The organism is Cohnella sp. GbtcB17 (assembly GCF_019091135.1).
GTDB lineage: Bacteria > Bacillota > Bacilli > Paenibacillales > Paenibacillaceae > Cohnella.
Map to the genome: position 1 here is coordinate 1 of NZ_JAGXJW010000031.1, position 15,343 is coordinate 15,343.

Annotated in this window: 15 protein-coding genes and 1 riboswitch; of the genes, 3 read left to right on the forward strand and 12 right to left on the reverse strand. The window is 62.0% G+C overall.

The annotated features are described in order from the left end of the window. Positions 1-166: 166 nt before the first annotated feature. The 10 genes from KVT38_RS17700 to KVT38_RS17745 form a co-directional block, all read right to left on the reverse strand. A complete protein-coding gene (locus KVT38_RS17700) occupies positions 167-1,087 on the reverse strand; it encodes a transporter substrate-binding domain-containing protein (protein ID WP_217595070.1) in 921 nt (306 codons plus the stop codon). A gap of 66 nt (positions 1,088-1,153) precedes the next feature. Next, on the reverse strand, positions 1,154-1,993 hold the full coding sequence (locus KVT38_RS17705) for a TIM barrel protein (protein ID WP_217595071.1): 840 nt from the start codon (positions 1,991-1,993) through the stop codon (positions 1,154-1,156). A gap of 14 nt (positions 1,994-2,007) precedes the next feature. Then, a complete protein-coding gene (locus KVT38_RS17710) occupies positions 2,008-2,859 on the reverse strand; it encodes a TIM barrel protein (RefSeq protein ID WP_217595072.1) in 852 nt (283 codons plus the stop codon). A 44-nt stretch (positions 2,860-2,903) separates the two neighbouring features. After that, positions 2,904-3,740 (reverse strand): sugar phosphate isomerase/epimerase family protein, encoded by an 837-nt coding sequence (locus tag KVT38_RS17715; RefSeq protein ID WP_217595073.1) that lies wholly within the window; start codon positions 3,738-3,740, stop codon positions 2,904-2,906. Then, a complete protein-coding gene (locus KVT38_RS17720; RefSeq protein ID WP_217595074.1) occupies positions 3,737-4,582 on the reverse strand; it encodes a sugar phosphate isomerase/epimerase family protein in 846 nt (281 codons plus the stop codon). Before KVT38_RS17720 ends, KVT38_RS17715 begins: the two co-directional genes overlap by 4 nt. A gap of 20 nt (positions 4,583-4,602) precedes the next feature. Beyond that, positions 4,603-5,031: a secondary thiamine-phosphate synthase enzyme YjbQ gene (locus KVT38_RS17725; protein ID WP_217595075.1), complete on the reverse strand. Its 429-nt coding sequence runs from the start codon at positions 5,029-5,031 to the stop codon at positions 4,603-4,605. Then, positions 5,019-5,891 (reverse strand): amidohydrolase family protein, encoded by an 873-nt coding sequence (locus KVT38_RS17730; protein ID WP_217595076.1) that lies wholly within the window; start codon positions 5,889-5,891, stop codon positions 5,019-5,021. The genes KVT38_RS17725 and KVT38_RS17730 overlap by 13 nt, the downstream gene beginning before the upstream one ends. Before the next feature lie 53 nt (positions 5,892-5,944). Further along, positions 5,945-6,727: a fructoselysine 6-kinase gene (frlD, locus tag KVT38_RS17735; RefSeq protein ID WP_217595077.1), complete on the reverse strand. Its 783-nt coding sequence runs from the start codon at positions 6,725-6,727 to the stop codon at positions 5,945-5,947. Between the two features lie 269 nt (positions 6,728-6,996). Then, positions 6,997-7,821 (reverse strand): PfkB family carbohydrate kinase, encoded by an 825-nt coding sequence (locus KVT38_RS17740; protein ID WP_217595078.1) that lies wholly within the window; start codon positions 7,819-7,821, stop codon positions 6,997-6,999. A 210-nt stretch (positions 7,822-8,031) separates the two neighbouring features. Continuing rightward, the gene (locus KVT38_RS17745) at positions 8,032-8,772 is read right to left on the reverse strand and encodes a UTRA domain-containing protein (protein WP_217595079.1); all 741 of its coding nucleotides are present in this window, start codon (positions 8,770-8,772) and stop codon (positions 8,032-8,034) included. Between the two features lie 238 nt (positions 8,773-9,010). On the opposite strand from KVT38_RS17745, the gene KVT38_RS17750 reads away from it, so the two are divergent. Next, complete coding sequence (locus tag KVT38_RS17750; protein ID WP_217595080.1) at positions 9,011-11,161, forward strand: YhgE/Pip domain-containing protein; 2,151 nt, start codon at positions 9,011-9,013, stop codon at positions 11,159-11,161. Positions 11,162-11,198: 37 nt separating this feature from the next. Here the strand turns inward: KVT38_RS17750 and modB are convergent, their stop codons facing one another. Both modB and modA read right to left on the reverse strand, forming a co-directional pair. Further along, positions 11,199-11,858, reverse strand: coding sequence for a molybdate ABC transporter permease subunit (modB, locus tag KVT38_RS17755; protein WP_217595081.1), 660 nt, complete (start codon positions 11,856-11,858; stop codon positions 11,199-11,201). 12 nt (positions 11,859-11,870) lie between these two features. Next, positions 11,871-12,746 (reverse strand): molybdate ABC transporter substrate-binding protein, encoded by an 876-nt coding sequence (modA, locus tag KVT38_RS17760; RefSeq protein WP_217595082.1) that lies wholly within the window; start codon positions 12,744-12,746, stop codon positions 11,871-11,873. Positions 12,747-12,906: 160 nt separating this feature from the next. Here modA and KVT38_RS17765 point away from each other — a divergent pair, with 160 nt between their 5' ends. Both KVT38_RS17765 and KVT38_RS17770 read left to right on the forward strand, forming a co-directional pair. Beyond that, positions 12,907-13,908 (forward strand): helix-turn-helix transcriptional regulator, encoded by a 1,002-nt coding sequence (locus KVT38_RS17765; protein WP_217595083.1) that lies wholly within the window; start codon positions 12,907-12,909, stop codon positions 13,906-13,908. Between the two features lie 43 nt (positions 13,909-13,951). Next, positions 13,952-14,033, forward strand: a riboswitch (ZMP/ZTP riboswitch). A 55-nt stretch (positions 14,034-14,088) separates the two neighbouring features. After that, positions 14,089-15,240 (forward strand): DJ-1/PfpI family protein, encoded by a 1,152-nt coding sequence (locus tag KVT38_RS17770; protein ID WP_217595084.1) that lies wholly within the window; start codon positions 14,089-14,091, stop codon positions 15,238-15,240. Positions 15,241-15,343: the final 103 nt, after the last annotated feature.

Consider the following 15,343-nt stretch of genomic DNA (forward strand, 5'->3'; position numbering starts at 1 on the left):
TCTTGCCCGAGCCGCTCGGCCCGATGATGACGATCACTTCGCGGGAATGAACGTCGATGTCGACGCCGCGCAGGATGACATTGTCCCCATACTGCTTTTGCAGGTTGCGGATGGATAGTTTCGGTTTGTCGCTCATCGTGGTGTTACCTCCCGTATCGGTATGCCGTTAGGGGCGCGGAATCATCTTCATCGGATCGAGGTCGCCCGCTTGCGGCAGGTATTCTTCGATCAGCGTCTTAAAGTAGTCTTCCTTGCGCATTTGCTCCAGCGCGCCGTTGACGAAGGCGAGCATCTCCGGCTCGTTCTTGCGTACGCCGATCGCCATCGGCGCGAAGGCGACCTGTTCGCCGACGATCGTATAATCGGTCGACGTCTTGACGAATTCGGACATCAGTACGGCATCGTGGAACATAGCGTCGGCGCGTCCGTCCTTCAGCGCGCGCAGCGCGTCCGCATTGCTCTCGATCTTGATCTGCTCGGCGGTCGGCACATTCTCTTCGAGATAGGTGGAGCCCGTCGAACCCTTGATGACGATGACCTTCTTGCCGGCCAGATCGGGGATTTGCTTGATGTCGCTGCCCTTTTTGACGACCGTGACGGCGCCGCCGTCGAAGAAGTTGGTGGAGAAGTCGAGCTGCTTCTTGCGCTCCTCGGTCACGCCGAGCGTAGCCGCGATGAAGTCGATTTTTTTGGATTCAAGATAAGGAATGCGGTTCGTCGCGTTAACTGCCACGAACTCGACGGCATTCTCGTCGCCGAAGGCGTACTGCGCCATCTTCTTGACGACGCCGATCTCGTAGCCGGCATTTTTGCCCTTCTCGTCCAGGTAGCCGAGCGGCGGGTAGTCGACCTTGACGCCGACGACGAGCTTGCCGCGCTTCTTGACGTCCGCCGGCAGCGCAGGCACATCGCTCGGAGAAGCGCTGGCCGATCCGCTCGCGGCCGGACTCGACGACGCGCTGCCGGAGGCGCCCTGCGCGTTGTTGCCGTTGTTGTTGCTGCCGCAGCCCGCGATTAACACGATCAGCGCCAGCGAAAGAATCGTCACCCATCTGCCCATCGTAAACTTGCCCGTTCCCTTTTTCATTTTCTTTTCCCCGCTTTCCAATTTTTTTAATGTGGGTCAGGAAATATGAGCAAACGCCGGTCCGCCTTAGCGGGCGACGATCGATCCGAATACTTCGGACAAACGGTCGATACTTCTCTGCGTAAACGCCTCGGGCTCCCAGTTGTATTGGGGACCGATCAATTCGAGCGTCAGCCATCCTTCGTAGCTAATCTTCTTCAAGCTCTCCGCGAACGCCTCGAGCGGGAATACGCCCATGCCCCAGCCGAGGTGCGCGGAGGTCTTGCCGTCGCCGTCCAGGAAGTGGATATGGGCCAGATCCTGCCCGAACGCTTCGCCGTAGGCCTCGATGCTGTCGCCGCCGAGCGTCATCGGCACCGTATCCATCAACGCCTTCAGCGCCGGCGAGTTCACCTCGTCGTACATCCGCTTGAGCGTCGCCAGATCGGTGATGAGATTCGAGCCCGCCTTGGACATCGGCTCGAGAGCGAGTACGACGCCCTGCTTTTCCGCCTCTTCCGCCAAGATGCGCAGCGACTCTCTGCCTCTCGCCCACGCTTCCTCGGACGGCTCGTTGTAGAAGCCGTAGCCTACCGTCACGAGCAGCAGCGATGTCTCGAGCGTATTCGTGACGCCGATGCACTTCTTGAAGTATTCGATGCTGCGCTTGCGCAGCGTGTCGTCCTTCGAGGACAGGTTGATCGGGTAGATGCACTGCTCGGGCGTAAAGCAGACGAGCTCGAGATTGCGGCGCTCCATCTCGCGGCGCATGGAGACGATGTCGGCATGGGACGCGTCGTCCACGTACAGGTGCGGCGCGCCGCCCCACAGCTCGACAGCCGGAAGACCGAGTCTGACGGTCGAATCGAGGAAGTATTCGAACGGATAACGGTGATAATGAAAGTTCATATTTGCGATCTTGGCCATGCTTGTACGCCTCCTTAGATGGTTTGCCGAATCTGGCCCGCTTCGGGCTCCGACATCGCTTGAAGCCGTTCCAGACACTTGCGGACTTCCTTCTCGGGCTCCAGATAGTAGCGATTGACGACGAGCTCCAGCGTCAGGTACCCTTCATACTCCTTGTTCAGCAGCTCCCAATAATCGCGCATCGGGAACACGCCGTCCCCGACCGCCATGTTGGATCCGCCCTTGCCGTCGCCGTCGCAGAAGTGCACGTGGCGCAGGCGGCTTCCGAATGCGTCCAGCCAGGCGCGCACATCTTCTCCGGCGACATTCATCGGCACCGTGTCCAGCATCGGATCGACGAACGGGGAATCGACCTCGTCGATCAGCCGGCGGAGATCGCCGATGTTGTTGACCAGATTCGTGCCGTACGGCGTCCGCGTCTCCATCACGATATGGATGCCGTACTTGGCCGCTTCCTCGCCGAGCGTCCGCAGCGATTCGGCCGATCGCTTGAAGCCCTCTTCTTTGGGCTCATTGTAGAAGCCCGATCCCGGAACGACCAGCAGCAGCGGAGACTCGAGCTCGGCGGCCACGGCCAGGCTCTTCTTGAAGTAATCGACGCTGCGCGCGCGCAGCCGTTCGTCGCGGGCGGCGATGTTGATCGGATAGACGCACTGTTCCGGCGTAAAGCAGGCGACCTTCAGCTCTCTGGAGACGATCTCGCGCCGCAGCGCGGAGAGTCGGGCTGCCGGCAGGTCCTCGACGTACAGATGCGGCTCGGCCGCCCACAGCTCGATCGCGCCGACCTCCAGGCGATTCATCGATTCGAGAAAGTATTCCAGCGGGTAGCGTTGGTAGTTGTAGTTCATGACCGACACGTTGCGCATGAGGGCAGGTCCTCCCGTTGAGTAATCGTAACGCTTTCGCTTGGTTATGCAGGCTGCAAGGCTTCGCTGAGCGCGCCTGCCGCCCGCCGCAGAACGGGTGCCGGGTCGACATAATACTTGTGATCGAACAGCTCGAGTCCGAGCGATCCCGCATACCCGGCGGCTCTGATTGAGGCAAGGTAGTCCGCGAGCGGCAGCGTGCCGTCGCCCCAAGCCAGATGGCCGCCCGGCCCGTCGACCAGCTGGATGTGCGCGATCCGCTCCGCGCCCAGCAGCCGGATATAATCGTCAGGCGACTCGCTCAAGGCAGCGGCGGTCGACGTGTCCAGCAGCGCGCCCAGCGAGGGCTGGCCGACCTCATCCAGCATGCGGCGCAGCGAGGCGGCGTCGCGCACGAGATTCGATTCATGCACGGGCAGCGCCTCGAGCGCCAGCCGGATACCGAGCTTGTCGGCCCGATGGGAGAGCCGGCTCAGGAAATCCGCCGAACGCCGCCATGCCTCCTCTGCCGGGCGGTCGTAGTACCCCGTGCCGCTCGTCACCTGCATGATCGGCGCCTGCAGCTCGGCTGCGGCCTCCAGCGACTTCATCGCGTATATTTCGCTTCGCTGCCGCAGCACCGGATCGTTCGAGGCGATATTGACCGGGTACAGGCCGGTCTCCGGCGTCAGGCAGCATACGCGAAGCTCCAGCTCGGCGAGCCGCCGCCGCAGTTCCTTCAGATCCGCCGGCGTCGCGGCTTCGATATCGAGGTGGGGCGCGCCGCCCCACAGCTCGATCGTTCCGCAGCCGCAGCGGACCGCCTCCGCCAGGAAGCTGTCCAGCGAGTGAAACTTGTAAAGCACATTGCTTGGCGCGACCGCAAGCACGCGCTCCCTCACGCCGTCACCCCCTTCAGCTTCGCAAGCTCGCTCCGCAGCAGCGACAGGCTGCGGCGCACCGCCTCCGTCGGCTCCGTGAACGTGGCGCGGGCGCAAATCTCCAGCGTCAGATAGCCCCGATAGCGATGCCTGTTCAGCTTTTCGAGCCAGTCCGCCAGCGGGAAGTCGCCGTCCCCCCAGGCTTTGTGGAGACTGTCGACGAAGTGGATATGACGGACATCGTCGCCGAACGCTTTGAAGTAATCGTCGAATGTCTCTCCCGCGGCCGCCATCGGACAGGTATCAATGATGACCTTTAAGTGAGGGGAGCGGATGTCGTCCAGCATCCGCTTCAGCGCAGGCAGGTCGGTAACGATGTTCGTGCCTCTGCGCTCAAGCGGCTCCAGCGTTATTACGATGCCGTGCTTGCCGGCCTCTTTGGCCAAGGCGGCCAGCGCGTCGCGCGTCCGCTCCCAGGCTTCGCCGGCCGGTTCGTCGAAGTAGCCCCAGCCGGGCACGGTCTGGAACATCGGGGCGCCCAGCTCCGATGCGGCCTGCAGGCTTCTGAAGAAGTAGGCCAGACTTCTGGCGCGAAGCTCCGGCTCCTTGGCCGCGATGTTGAACGGGTACTGGCATTGCTCGGGCGTATAACAGATCAGCTTGAGTCCCCGGCTCTCGATGCCGGCACGGATCCGGCGCAGGTCGGCCGCGGTCGCGTCCTCGATATACAGATGAGGCGCTCCGGCCCACAGCTCGATCGCTTCAAGCTCCAGTCGGACCATATCGTCCAGGAAATAATCGAGCGGATACAGCCGGTAATGCTCGTTCATGCCCGCGATTTGCGACATAGCCAGATGCGTCATGCGGGACTCCTCCCCGGCGTCTACTCGCCGATGATTTGAATATACACCTTGCGGCCCTTCGGTCCGTCGAACTCGGTCAGGTAGACGTCCTGCGCGTCGCCGGACAGCATGACGCCGTTCTGAATGACGAACATACAGCTGTTGCCGGCCAGCATGGACTTGAGATGGGATGGAGAATTGCTGCCCGTCGCGCCGTAGGAGGGCAGGAAGTGGGCGTGCGCATATGGCATATCCTTGGGCACGAGGCGTTCGAGCAGCTCCTCGATGTCCGTCTCCACGCACTCGAGCCCTTCGTTGATCATGATGCCGGTCGTCGTATGGGCCGAGATGACGGCGGCCAGCCCGTTCTGCACGCCGCTGCGTGCGATGATGTCCCGAACCTGCTCGGTAATTTTAATCATCTGGAATTCCGCGGTCGACCGGATGACGATCGTTTCTAGTTTAACCATGGCCGCTCGTTCCTCCTTTCGCCCAGAAATACTTCCGCGTTGCCGCCGAGTATCTTCTGCAGCGTCTTAGGCCGGAAATCCATCGCCTGCAAAGCGGGCAGCAGCCGCTTCGCCTTGAAGCGCGGACCGTTCGTGCCGAACATCACCTTGTCGTTCAGGTTGCGCTCGATCCACAGCGGTCCCATGTCTACCTTGAACACCTGCTTGTAGAAGTCGAGCGCATTGTCCATATGGAGGATCGACGTGTCCGTGAACACGTTCGGGTACTTCAGCAGCAGCATAACCGTCTCCTTGACCCACGGCCACCCGAAGTGGGCGAGGCACATGCGAAGCTCGGGATAGGCGACCGCCACGTCCTCGAAGTGCAGCGGATGCGAGTACTTGGAGGGCGCGTCCGGCTCCCAGCTCATGCCCGCGTGGAACATGATCGGCTTGTCGTACGCCAGACACTTCTCGTAGATCGGCTTCAGCTGCTCGTCGTTCGGATAAAACTTCTGCTTGGACGGATGCAGCTTAAGGCCCTTCAGCCCGAGCTCGCCGAACGCGCGATCCAACTCCTCCAGCGCATCCTCGCGATACGGATCGACGCTGGCGAAGCCGATGAACCGGTCCGGCGCCAGATCGACGATCGTCTTGACGTCGTCGTTGGAGACGATCCAGCCGCCGCTCTGCGTCGTCAGGTCGATCGGCAGCAGGATGGAGCGCGTCACGCCGTTGTAATCCATCTCCTGCAGCGTCGATTCGATCGGGCTCGGCGACTGCTTGAAGACGCCGAATTGCCGCTTGCGATAGTCGAGCGTATCCCTGTCTTCGCTGATCGCCTTGTAGAAAATCGGGTGAGTATGCACATCGATGATCAATTGATTTCCGCCTTTCCGCCGGTCGGTCCGGATATGTGAAGCTTCTATATAAGTCAGTAGGGCTCGAACTTGGCAACGACCTTCGCTGCCGTCTCCGCGCCGGACCGGAGCGATTCCTGCACGGTCCGTCCCGACAGCGCCGCGTACATGAAGCCTGCGCAGAAGGAGTCGCCGGCCCCTACCGTATTGACCACCTCGGCGGGTACGATGCCTTCCCGGTAGAGACGATCGCCGTCGTACGCGAGGCTGCCGTGCTCGCCCAGGGTGACGACCGCTACCTTCGGCCCCCGCTCCTGCGCCCATCGGATGAACTCCAATATATAGTCATCCTCTTGGGGATAGGAGAAGAATGCATAGTCCGTGTCGGGCAGCACCGGCCCGGCGATCTCCCGGGTCGTCCGCGTCGAGAAGTCGAACACGACCTCCACGCCGCCGCTTCGGAAGCCGGCCAGCTCCGCCTCAACCTTGCCCGACAGATTCGTATGCATCGCCCGGCAGCCCGCGATGAATTCCCTGTCCTGCGGGGTCAGAGCGAAGTCCGCCATCACGCCCTCGATCTTCTCCTTATGAACCCGGTCGTTGCCGTTCAGGTCCATCTTGAACACCGCCGTCCGTCCTTCGCGCACCGGCATATGGGAGACGTCGACATTCTCCTTCCGCAGCATATCGAGCATGAGCTCGCCGTACGGGTCATCGCCCACCACGCTGACCATGGCAGTCTGTGCGCCGAACCGGCTCATATGGACGATGAAGTCGACGCTGTTGCCGGTCGGGTAATACTTGTTCAAGTTATCGTAAATGTCGATACAGTTGAATCCAACGCCCGCTATCCGCATAGGTTCCTCCCCGTCTCCACCTGCGAACCCTGCCCGGGTCCTGTTCCAAGCCTGCTTGGCAATCGCTAATCGTCTTTAACTTTGTATATGTTGTTATATTATAATATATAGCATCTCTATACATGACAGTCAACAGGGTTTTTGAATGAAAATGTTTTCATAATGAAAGCTTAAATCACATGTAACGCTTCCATAATTCCTGAACGAAAAAAATAAGAAAAGCGCGTGAGGTATTCTCACGCGCTCCAGTCGTGAAGCCACCGTCTTGCCTATTTTCTCATGCCGTATCCGAACGCGCCGAAATGTTCGCAGGTGGTCGCCGCAGCCCGCGCGGCCGCGGCAAGCGCCTCACGCATGTCTCCCTTGCCATGATACGAAGCGAGAAATCCGCCGATAAACGAGTCGCCGGCGCCCATCGTATCGACGATACGCACGGGCATCGGCTCCTGCGTATACAAGGCGCCCGCCTCGGAGAACCGGGCCGGATCGGCGCCGCGCGTCACACCGACTACCTTTACGCCCAGCTCATGCACAAACGCGGTCAGCTCCGCGATCTCCGACTGGCCCATGTCGCTGCCCGAGAAGAACGCATAGGTCAAATGCGGACATACCTGCCGCAAGTACGCCTCGTCCCATTTCTTGCGCGTCGAGAAGTCGAACGCGACCGGACGCCGGGCGGACAGTCGCGCCAGCTCATGCTCGATATCGCTGTTGACGCTCGTATGAATAAGGTCGTATTTTTCGGCATACGCAAGATCGTCTTCCGTCAATTTGAGCTGCAGCAGCGACGGCATGCGGATGCCGCGATTCGTACCGACAAATATGCGGTCCCCCTCTTCGTTCAGCGTCACGACCGCTTCGCCGTTGGGACCGTAGGTTCGGCGAATGCGGGAAGCGTCGATGCCTTCCAGGCGCATGCACTCGATCACATGGGAAGCGGCCGCGTCGTCGCCCGTGATGCCGAGGTACGCGCAGCTCTCCGCCCCGATGCGCTTCGCTGCCACGGCTACGTTCAGGGCGTTGCCCCCGGGGTACATCATCCGCTGATCCTGGTAGTAGTCCACCACGTTATCGCCGATCGCGATCAGTTTCATCGAAAAGCCTCCTGACTTGTTATTAGTTGTAATATAATAATTAAATACAATTACAACATGATCCGTCAAGCGCTTTCTCGCGGACGAGCCGTGCGCCCCGCGCCCCGCGCCCCGCTGTCGCCTTGCACAAAAAAAGCCTCCCGGCTCCGACCGACGACAGCCGGACAAGAGACGGAAAGCCTGGATGCGAAGCGCGCTTGAAGACGCCGATCAGTCCGAGCCGCGCTTGCCGGTATGAATCGTAAAGATCACCTTGCTGGTCAAGTATTGGGACTGGGAGTAATGAAGCGGACGATCTTGCTTGTCGTAGGTGATCTTGTCGATCAAATAAAGCGGCGTCCCCCGGTCGCATTGGAACAGCCCCGACTCGTAGTCCGAAGCCAGCACAACCTCCAGCGTCTTGTCGGAATAAGCCGGCTCGATGCCGTATTTGCTTTTCAGAATCTGGTAGGTGGACGAGGAGGCCGCGACATACTTCTCCAGATCCGGCATATGGGCAAGGGGGAAGTACGATGTCTCGATGATAAACGGCTCATTGTCGATGAACAGCAAGCGGTTCAGCTTGAGCACGGGATCGCCGACCGCAATGCGGAACGTCTCCGCGAGCTTCTCGTCGGCGTCGATGATCAGGTTGGACAGAATCTGATTGCTCGGCGTCTTGCCCGAAGCCGTCGTCATGTCGGAGAAGCTGCCGACCGAGATGAGCTCCCGCTTCTCCTTCAGCTCGCGCACGTAGCTGCCTTTGCCCTGCTGGCTGTGCAGCACGCCCTCCTCCACCAGATCGGTAATCGCCCGCCGCACGGTGATTCGGCTTACGCCGTACGTCTTCCCGATCTCCGCTTCGGGCGGCAGCTTCTGTCCCGCCTTGTATACGCCCCTCGATATATCCTCCTTGATGATTTGCTTCAATTGCAAGTACAGCGGGTTTTGATTGGACACGTTCAATTTCATGCCGAAGCTCCTCCGGTTCCCTAAATTCGCCCAAAAGTATCTATGTAATCAATTATTATATCATATGTTGTCATATATAAGGCGCCCTGTTTCACTCATACTAACATACCTGGCGCAGTTAGGAAATAGATCGAAGCGACGTTCTGCGCCCGCACGGGTAATGGCCAGTTCGTTCGGATGAGATGCGTGCCGAACAGGGAATATTAGTCCCTGTTGTGCCGGAAAGGAGAGAGTGCGCATGAAATCCGTCTTTTCCATCTATCTTCGCGATCTGCGCCGCGCATTCACGAATCCGGCTGCGGCCGTCATCCTCCTCGGACTCGTCGGCTTGCCCTCGCTCTATGCGTGGTTCAATATCGAGGCGTCCTGGGACCCGTATGCGCAGACCGGCGGCATCGCGATCGCGGTCGCGAACGAAGACAAGGGCACGACGATCCGCGGCACGCCCGTCAACGTCGGCAAGGAGATCGCCGCCAAGCTGGCGGACAACCCGAGCGTCGGATGGACGTTCGCAGGCCGGGCCGAGGCGATGCGGGGCGTGAAGCACGGCGACTACTACGCGGCCATCGTCATTCCGGACAATTTCTCCGCGAGCCTGGCCACCATTCTGGCCTCGGAGCCGTCGCCCGCGACACTGGACTATTACGTCAACGAGAAAATCAACGCGATTGCGCCGAAAATCACCTCGAAAGGCGCGACCGGCATCGTGCAGGAGGTCAGTCAAAGCTTCGTCGAGACGGCGAGTGGCATTTTGTTCGGCTTGTTCAATGAAGCCGGCAGCGAGCTTGAAGCCAGCCTCCCCTCGATCGAAAGAGTGAAGACGCTGCTGTTCAAGCTTGAGGCGGCCTTCCCCGAGATCAATGCCGCCGCGGATACGGCGCAGCGCGACGTCGGGCTCGCAAGCGGCGTCGTGGCGCAAGCGCAAAAACGCCTGCCCGACGTGGCCGCGCTTGCCGCGAAAGGTCAGACGTTGGCGGAGAAGACCGGCGCTCTGCTTGGGCAAAGCCGCACGGCGCTGGCGCAAATGGGGCCGCAGATCAAGCAGGATCTGCTGAGCCTGCAGCAGCTTGCGGGGGCGGCCCGCTCGGTGACGGCGCTGCTTCAGGCCGCGAACCCGGACCTGGACGCCGCAGCATCGGCTGCGACCGGCACGGCGAAGCGGCTGCGGACCGGCGCGGACTTAGCCGGGCACCTCGGCGGCCTGCTCACGCAGCTGGACGCCATGTCTGGCGCGTCCGCGCTGTCCACGCCGGCGGCCAGGCTGAAGCAGGCGCAAGCCGGCATGCTCGAGCAGGCGAAGCTGCTCGAAGGCATCGCGGACGCGGCCGGGCGGGGCGAAGCGCCCGCGGAGGCGCTGGCAGGCCGGCTGAATGCGCTGGCCGGCGAGGGAGAGGTGCGCCTGGGCGAGCTGCTCGGCGCCTACGACGGCGAGATCGCGCCGCGCATCGACGCGGCGCTCGGCAAAGCCGCGGCCGCCGCCGACACGGCGCAGGCCGTGCTCAAGGATGCGTCGGCCGCGATGCCCGACGCGAAGCGCGTGCTGGCGGACGCGGCATCGGCGCTCACCTTGGGCGGTGCGGAGCTGACCAAGGCGAAGGCGGAGCTGCCGGCGGCGCAGCGCAAGATCGGCGAGATCGCGGACAAGATCCGCGCGTTCGAGAAGGAAAACAACCTGGCGGACATCATCAAGCTGCTGCGCCACGACGCGCAGAGGGAAAGCGCGTTTTTCGCGGCGCCCGTCTCGCTCAAAGAAAACAAGCTGTACCCGATCCCCAACTACGGGTCCGCGATGTCTCCCTTTTTCACCACGCTGTCGCTCTGGGTCGGCGCCGTGCTGCTCGTATCGGTCATGACGGTCGACGTAGACGAGCCCGGTGTCTCCTACCGGAGCCGGCACGTGTACTTCGGCAGATACCTGACGCTCGGGACGCTTGCCGTGCTGCAATCGCTCTGCGTCACCTTGGGGGACATCTACGTGCTCGGCGCCTATGTCGCGCGCCCGGGGTGGTTCGTGCTGTTCGGCATGCTGCTGTCGGCGGTGTTCATGCTTATCGTCTACACGCTCGTCTCGGTATTCGGCAACGTCGGCAAGGCGCTGGCCATCGTCATGCTCGTGCTGCAGCTCGGCGGGGCGGGCGGGACGTTCCCTGTCCAGATGGCGCCGCCTTTTTTCCAGAAAATCCATCCGTATCTGCCGTTCACCTATGCCATCTCCATGATGCGAGAAGCGGTCGGCGGCATCCTGTGGGATATCGTACGCCGATGCCTGGCGTTCACTGCCGCGTACGCCGCCGCCGCCCTCGTGCTGGGGCTCGCGCTGAAGCGTCCGATCAACCGCCTGCTGGCCGCATCGACGCGCAAGGCGAAGGAGAGCAGGCTGCTGCACTAAGAAACCTGGCGATTTTTCGCCAGGTTCTTTGTATGGCTCACTTCCCCGCGCGCCCGGTGAACAGCAGCAGCAGGAACGAGATGCCGATGACCGCCGCCGTCCATGCCCATGCCATCCCGGTATGACCGGCGTCCACGGCCACGTAGATCGCGGTCGGCACGGTCTGCGTCCGTCCGGGAATGTTGCCCGCGATCATCAGCGTCGCCCCGAACTCGCCGAGCCCGCGCGCGAACGCCAGCACGAACGCCGTGAGAAAAGCATGTCCCGCAAGCGGCAGCGTAATATAGAGCAGCACCTGAAGCTCGCTCGCGCCCGCGACCCGCGCGGCCTCCTCCGCTTCGCGGTCGACGGAGGCGAAGCCGCTTTTCATCGTCTGATAGACGAGCGGAAAAGCAACGACGACGGCAGCGATGACGGCCGCCCACCAGGAGAAGATGACCGGCGCGCCCGTCAGCCATTCGATGAATCGGCCCGCGCCGCTGCGCCTTCCCAGCAGGACGAGAAGGACGAACCCGACGACCGTCGGCGGCAGCACGAGCGGGAGCATGAAGGCGGTCTCGACGAGAGACCGGCCTTTGAACCGGCGTCTCGCCAACAGATGCGCCCCAACGGTGCCGAGCGCCAGCGCGACGACGCTCGACAAAAGCGCGACCTGCAGCGAGAGCCGAACCGGCGGCCAGAACGCTTGCCAATCCATCGGGTGCCGCGCTTACCCGGCAGCGGCTGCCGAGAATCCGTACTTGACGAAGACGGCTGCCGCTTCCGGCGTTTGGAGATATTCGTAGAAACGCTCCGCGGCATCGGCATGCTTCGTCGCCTTGACGACGCCGACGGGGTAGACGATCGGCTTGTATTGCGACGGATCGACGGCTAAGGCAACCTTCACCTTGTCGGACGACAGCGCGTCCGTCTTGTAGACGAAGCCGGCGTCGGCATTGGCCGTCTCCACATATTGCAGCACCTGGCGCACGTCCTTGCCCTGCACCAGCTTGGCCTGCAGGCTGTCCCACAGCCCGGCGGCCGTCAATGCGTCCTTTGCGTAGCCGCCCGCAGGCACGCTCTCGGGAATGCAGACGGCTATTTTTTTGATCGCGTCGCCGGACAGGTCCTCCAGCTTCGCGACGGGGGCCGCTCCGTCCGAAGGCACGATGACGACGAGCTCGTTTTTCAACAGGTCGCGCTGCTCCTGCATGAGCCCCTTATCTACAAGCGCCTGCATGTTTTTGGTTGCGGCGGACAGGAAGAGATCTGCCGGCGCGCCTTGCTCGATCTGCTGCTGCAAGGCGCCGGAAGCGCCGAAGTTGAAGCTCAGCGTCACTTCCGGGTGCGCGGTCTCGTACAGCGCCTTCAGCTCGCCAAGCGCGTCCGTGAGACTGGCCGCCGCGGACACCGTGAGCTCGGTCTCCTCCGCGGACGGAGCAGCTTGCGCAGCTGCAGAAGAAGAAGCGGGCAGCGAGGCGGCTGAAGAAGCCGACGGCGAGCCGTTGGAGCTGCTAACGTCGTTCGCTCCTCCGCAAGCGGACAGCCCGAGCACCACGGCAAGGCAGACGATCCAAATCGCGCTAAATTTCATCATTTTACACATAGCAGCTCCACACTCTCCTATTGATTATATCTATTTATATTTAAATATCATTATATATAACGGAATATATGCTGTAAACGTGTGCTTGCGGCGCCCCGTTCGGCCATTGTGCTACAATAGATTCCATAATGGACCCTCGCCGATAAGGAGCTTGCCCGATATGACCACCAGTATCTCCTATACGACCGAAGAGATCGCCCAAATGCTCAAAATATCGAAGCTGACCGTCTACGACCTGATTAAAAAAGGCGAGCTGCCCTCCTACCGCGTAGGCAAGCAAATGCGCGTCGACGCCGCGGACCTGGAAGCCTACAAGCAGCGCATGCGCTCCCCCGCGTCTCAGGGACAGCCTCCGCGCCAGCCGTCTGCAGAGCGATCCGCGGCAGCGGAGACGGGCGGCGCGCCTTCAGCGCAGTCCGCAGCTTCGGCGCAGCCCGCTGTTTCGGCGATCCGACCGCTCGTCATCACCGGCCAGGACATGAGCCTCGACCTGCTCGCCAAGCATCTCGAGCGCAATCCGCGCGCCGGCGGCGTGCGTCCGCTGCGCGCCTACGCGGGCAGCCTCGACTCGCTGATCGCCATGTACCGCGGCGAGGCGGACCTCGTCAGCACGCATCTTTACGACGGGGACACCGGCGAGTACAACCTGCCTTATATCCGGCGCATCCTGATCGGGGCCCCGTATATGGTCGTACGCCTGCTCGGCCGCACGGCCGGCCTGTACGTCCAACGGGGCAATCCGCTGGGGCTCGCGGACTGGGCGGATCTGGCGCGGCCCGGCCTGCGGCTGGCCAACCGCGAGCGCGGCGCGGGCGCGCGGGTGCTGCTCGAGGAGCAGCTTCGGGTGCGCGGCATCCGTGCGAGCGGCATCTCGGGCTATACCGACGAGTTGACGAGCCACATGGCGGTCGCCGCGAAGGTCGCCTCGGGGGAAGCCGACTTCGGCGTCGGCATCGAGAAGGCGGCGGCGATCGTCGGACGGATCGACTTTATCCCCCTCATTCAGGAGAGCTACGACCTCGTCGCGCTGAAGACGCCGGCGAATCTGCCCTGGATCGAAGGACTGCTCGCCGAGCTGCGCTCCGACCTGTTCAAGCGGGAGCTGGCCGCGATCCCCGGCTACGATCTGTCGCGTACGGGCGAGATCGTTCACGAAGAATAGCTTGATAACGCGACGCATCCGCTTATAATAGGCAATAAGCATTCATGGGGCGCGTGACTGGCGATTCGACGCAGCGTACTGCGGGGGAGCGCGTTCTTCATAGGCCGATCGCCTGGGCAAAGTATTTGATCTTCAGGTCAAATGCTTTTTTTATTTGTCGAAAAAAAGGAGATGGTGAGCATGAAGGATGCGAGAAACGTAGCGGTACTGATCTACGAGGGCGTCGATACGCTGGATGTGGCGGGTCCGCTCGATGCGTTCGCGGTTTCCAGCGATTGGGGGAAGGACTTGCACGTCTACACGGTCGGGGAGCATGCCGCTTCCGTAAGGACGGTAAGCGGCGTCGTGCTCGAGCCGCGCTACAGCTTGACCGATTGCCCCGCGCCGGACATCCTGGTCGTTCCCGGCGGCCTCGGCTCGCGGAAGGAGATGCACAACGAGCGGCTCGTGCAATGGATCGGCGAATCCGCGCAGTCCGCCGAGGTCGTCCTCTCGGTCTGCACCGGCGCGCTGCTGCTCGCGAAGGCCGGCCTGCTCGAGGGCATGCGGATCACCACAAACCGGAGAGCATTCGATCTGCTGGAGGCGGCGGCCCCGGCGAGCGCGACGATCGTGCGGGACGTCCGTTACGTCGACAACGGCAAGCTCGTCATGTCCGGCGGCGTCACGACGGGCATGGACGCAGCGCTGCACATCGTCTCGCGGCTGTTCGGCGTCGAGCGGGCGCTCGCATCGGCGTCTATGCTTGAATACGCATGGCGGCGGGAGCCGTCCGGGCCGCCTGGCGAAGCGGGTTCGGACACACGCTCCGAATCCGCCGCTCCGGCCGGCTTGGACATCAGACCCGCCACCATGGACGACGCCGAAGCGCTGCGGGCGCTGTATCTCGAAGCCGTAGAATGGATTCAGGAGGCCAAGGGCATCCGGCAGTGGAACTCGGATATGTTCTCGCCCGCGAACGTGGAGCAGCTGTTCCGCGAGCAGGACGTCTACGTCGCCGAGCTGGACGGCAGGCTCGCCGGCGCTTTTTCGATCAACTGGGAGGAAGCGGAAGTCGTCTGGGGAGCGCTGTACCATGAGGACGCAGGTTATGTCCACCGCCTGGCCGTGGCGCGGGACCGCAAGGGGCTCGGGATCGGCCGGCTCCTGCTGCTGCAAGCGGAAAGCATCATTTCGCAGAAGGGCAGATCTTGGCTTCGGCTCGACTGCATGGCGGACAATCCGTCGCTGAACGCGTATTACGCGCGCCAAGGACTGCAATATCGCGGCCGCTTCGACGGCCGGGACGGGAGCGCGAGCCTCTACGAGCGAAAGGTCGGCGGACGCAGCTAGTCCGTTTTTCCCGCCCATCGTTGTCTTAAACGCACAACCAACGCTCAACAGCCAAAAAAAGGAACCCGCGTCGTCGCGGGTCCAATGGTTCTTGCTATATCAA

What these genes read in the sequence shown, in the direction of transcription:
- frlD (WP_217595077.1), bottom strand. Translation starts at nt 6,727, where the DNA reads ATGCGGATAGCGGGCGTTGGATTCAACTGTATCGACATTTACGATAAC.
- KVT38_RS17770 (WP_217595084.1), top strand. Translation starts at nt 14,089, where the DNA reads ATGAAGGATGCGAGAAACGTAGCGGTACTGATCTACGAGGGCGTCGAT.
- KVT38_RS17720 (WP_217595074.1), bottom strand. Translation starts at nt 4,582, where the DNA reads ATGACGCATCTGGCTATGTCGCAAATCGCGGGCATGAACGAGCATTAC.
- KVT38_RS17700 (WP_217595070.1), bottom strand. Translation starts at nt 1,087, where the DNA reads ATGAAAAAGGGAACGGGCAAGTTTACGATGGGCAGATGGGTGACGATT.
- KVT38_RS17705 (WP_217595071.1), bottom strand. Translation starts at nt 1,993, where the DNA reads ATGGCCAAGATCGCAAATATGAACTTTCATTATCACCGTTATCCGTTC.
- KVT38_RS17745 (WP_217595079.1), bottom strand. Translation starts at nt 8,772, where the DNA reads ATGAAATTGAACGTGTCCAATCAAAACCCGCTGTACTTGCAATTGAAG.
- KVT38_RS17765 (WP_217595083.1), top strand. Translation starts at nt 12,907, where the DNA reads ATGACCACCAGTATCTCCTATACGACCGAAGAGATCGCCCAAATGCTC.
- KVT38_RS17750 (WP_217595080.1), top strand. Translation starts at nt 9,011, where the DNA reads ATGAAATCCGTCTTTTCCATCTATCTTCGCGATCTGCGCCGCGCATTC.
- KVT38_RS17740 (WP_217595078.1), bottom strand. Translation starts at nt 7,821, where the DNA reads ATGAAACTGATCGCGATCGGCGATAACGTGGTGGACTACTACCAGGAT.
- KVT38_RS17710 (WP_217595072.1), bottom strand. Translation starts at nt 2,859, where the DNA reads ATGCGCAACGTGTCGGTCATGAACTACAACTACCAACGCTACCCGCTG.
- KVT38_RS17725 (WP_217595075.1), bottom strand. Translation starts at nt 5,031, where the DNA reads ATGGTTAAACTAGAAACGATCGTCATCCGGTCGACCGCGGAATTCCAG.
- modA (WP_217595082.1), bottom strand. Translation starts at nt 12,746, where the DNA reads ATGTGTAAAATGATGAAATTTAGCGCGATTTGGATCGTCTGCCTTGCC.
- modB (WP_217595081.1), bottom strand. Translation starts at nt 11,858, where the DNA reads ATGGATTGGCAAGCGTTCTGGCCGCCGGTTCGGCTCTCGCTGCAGGTC.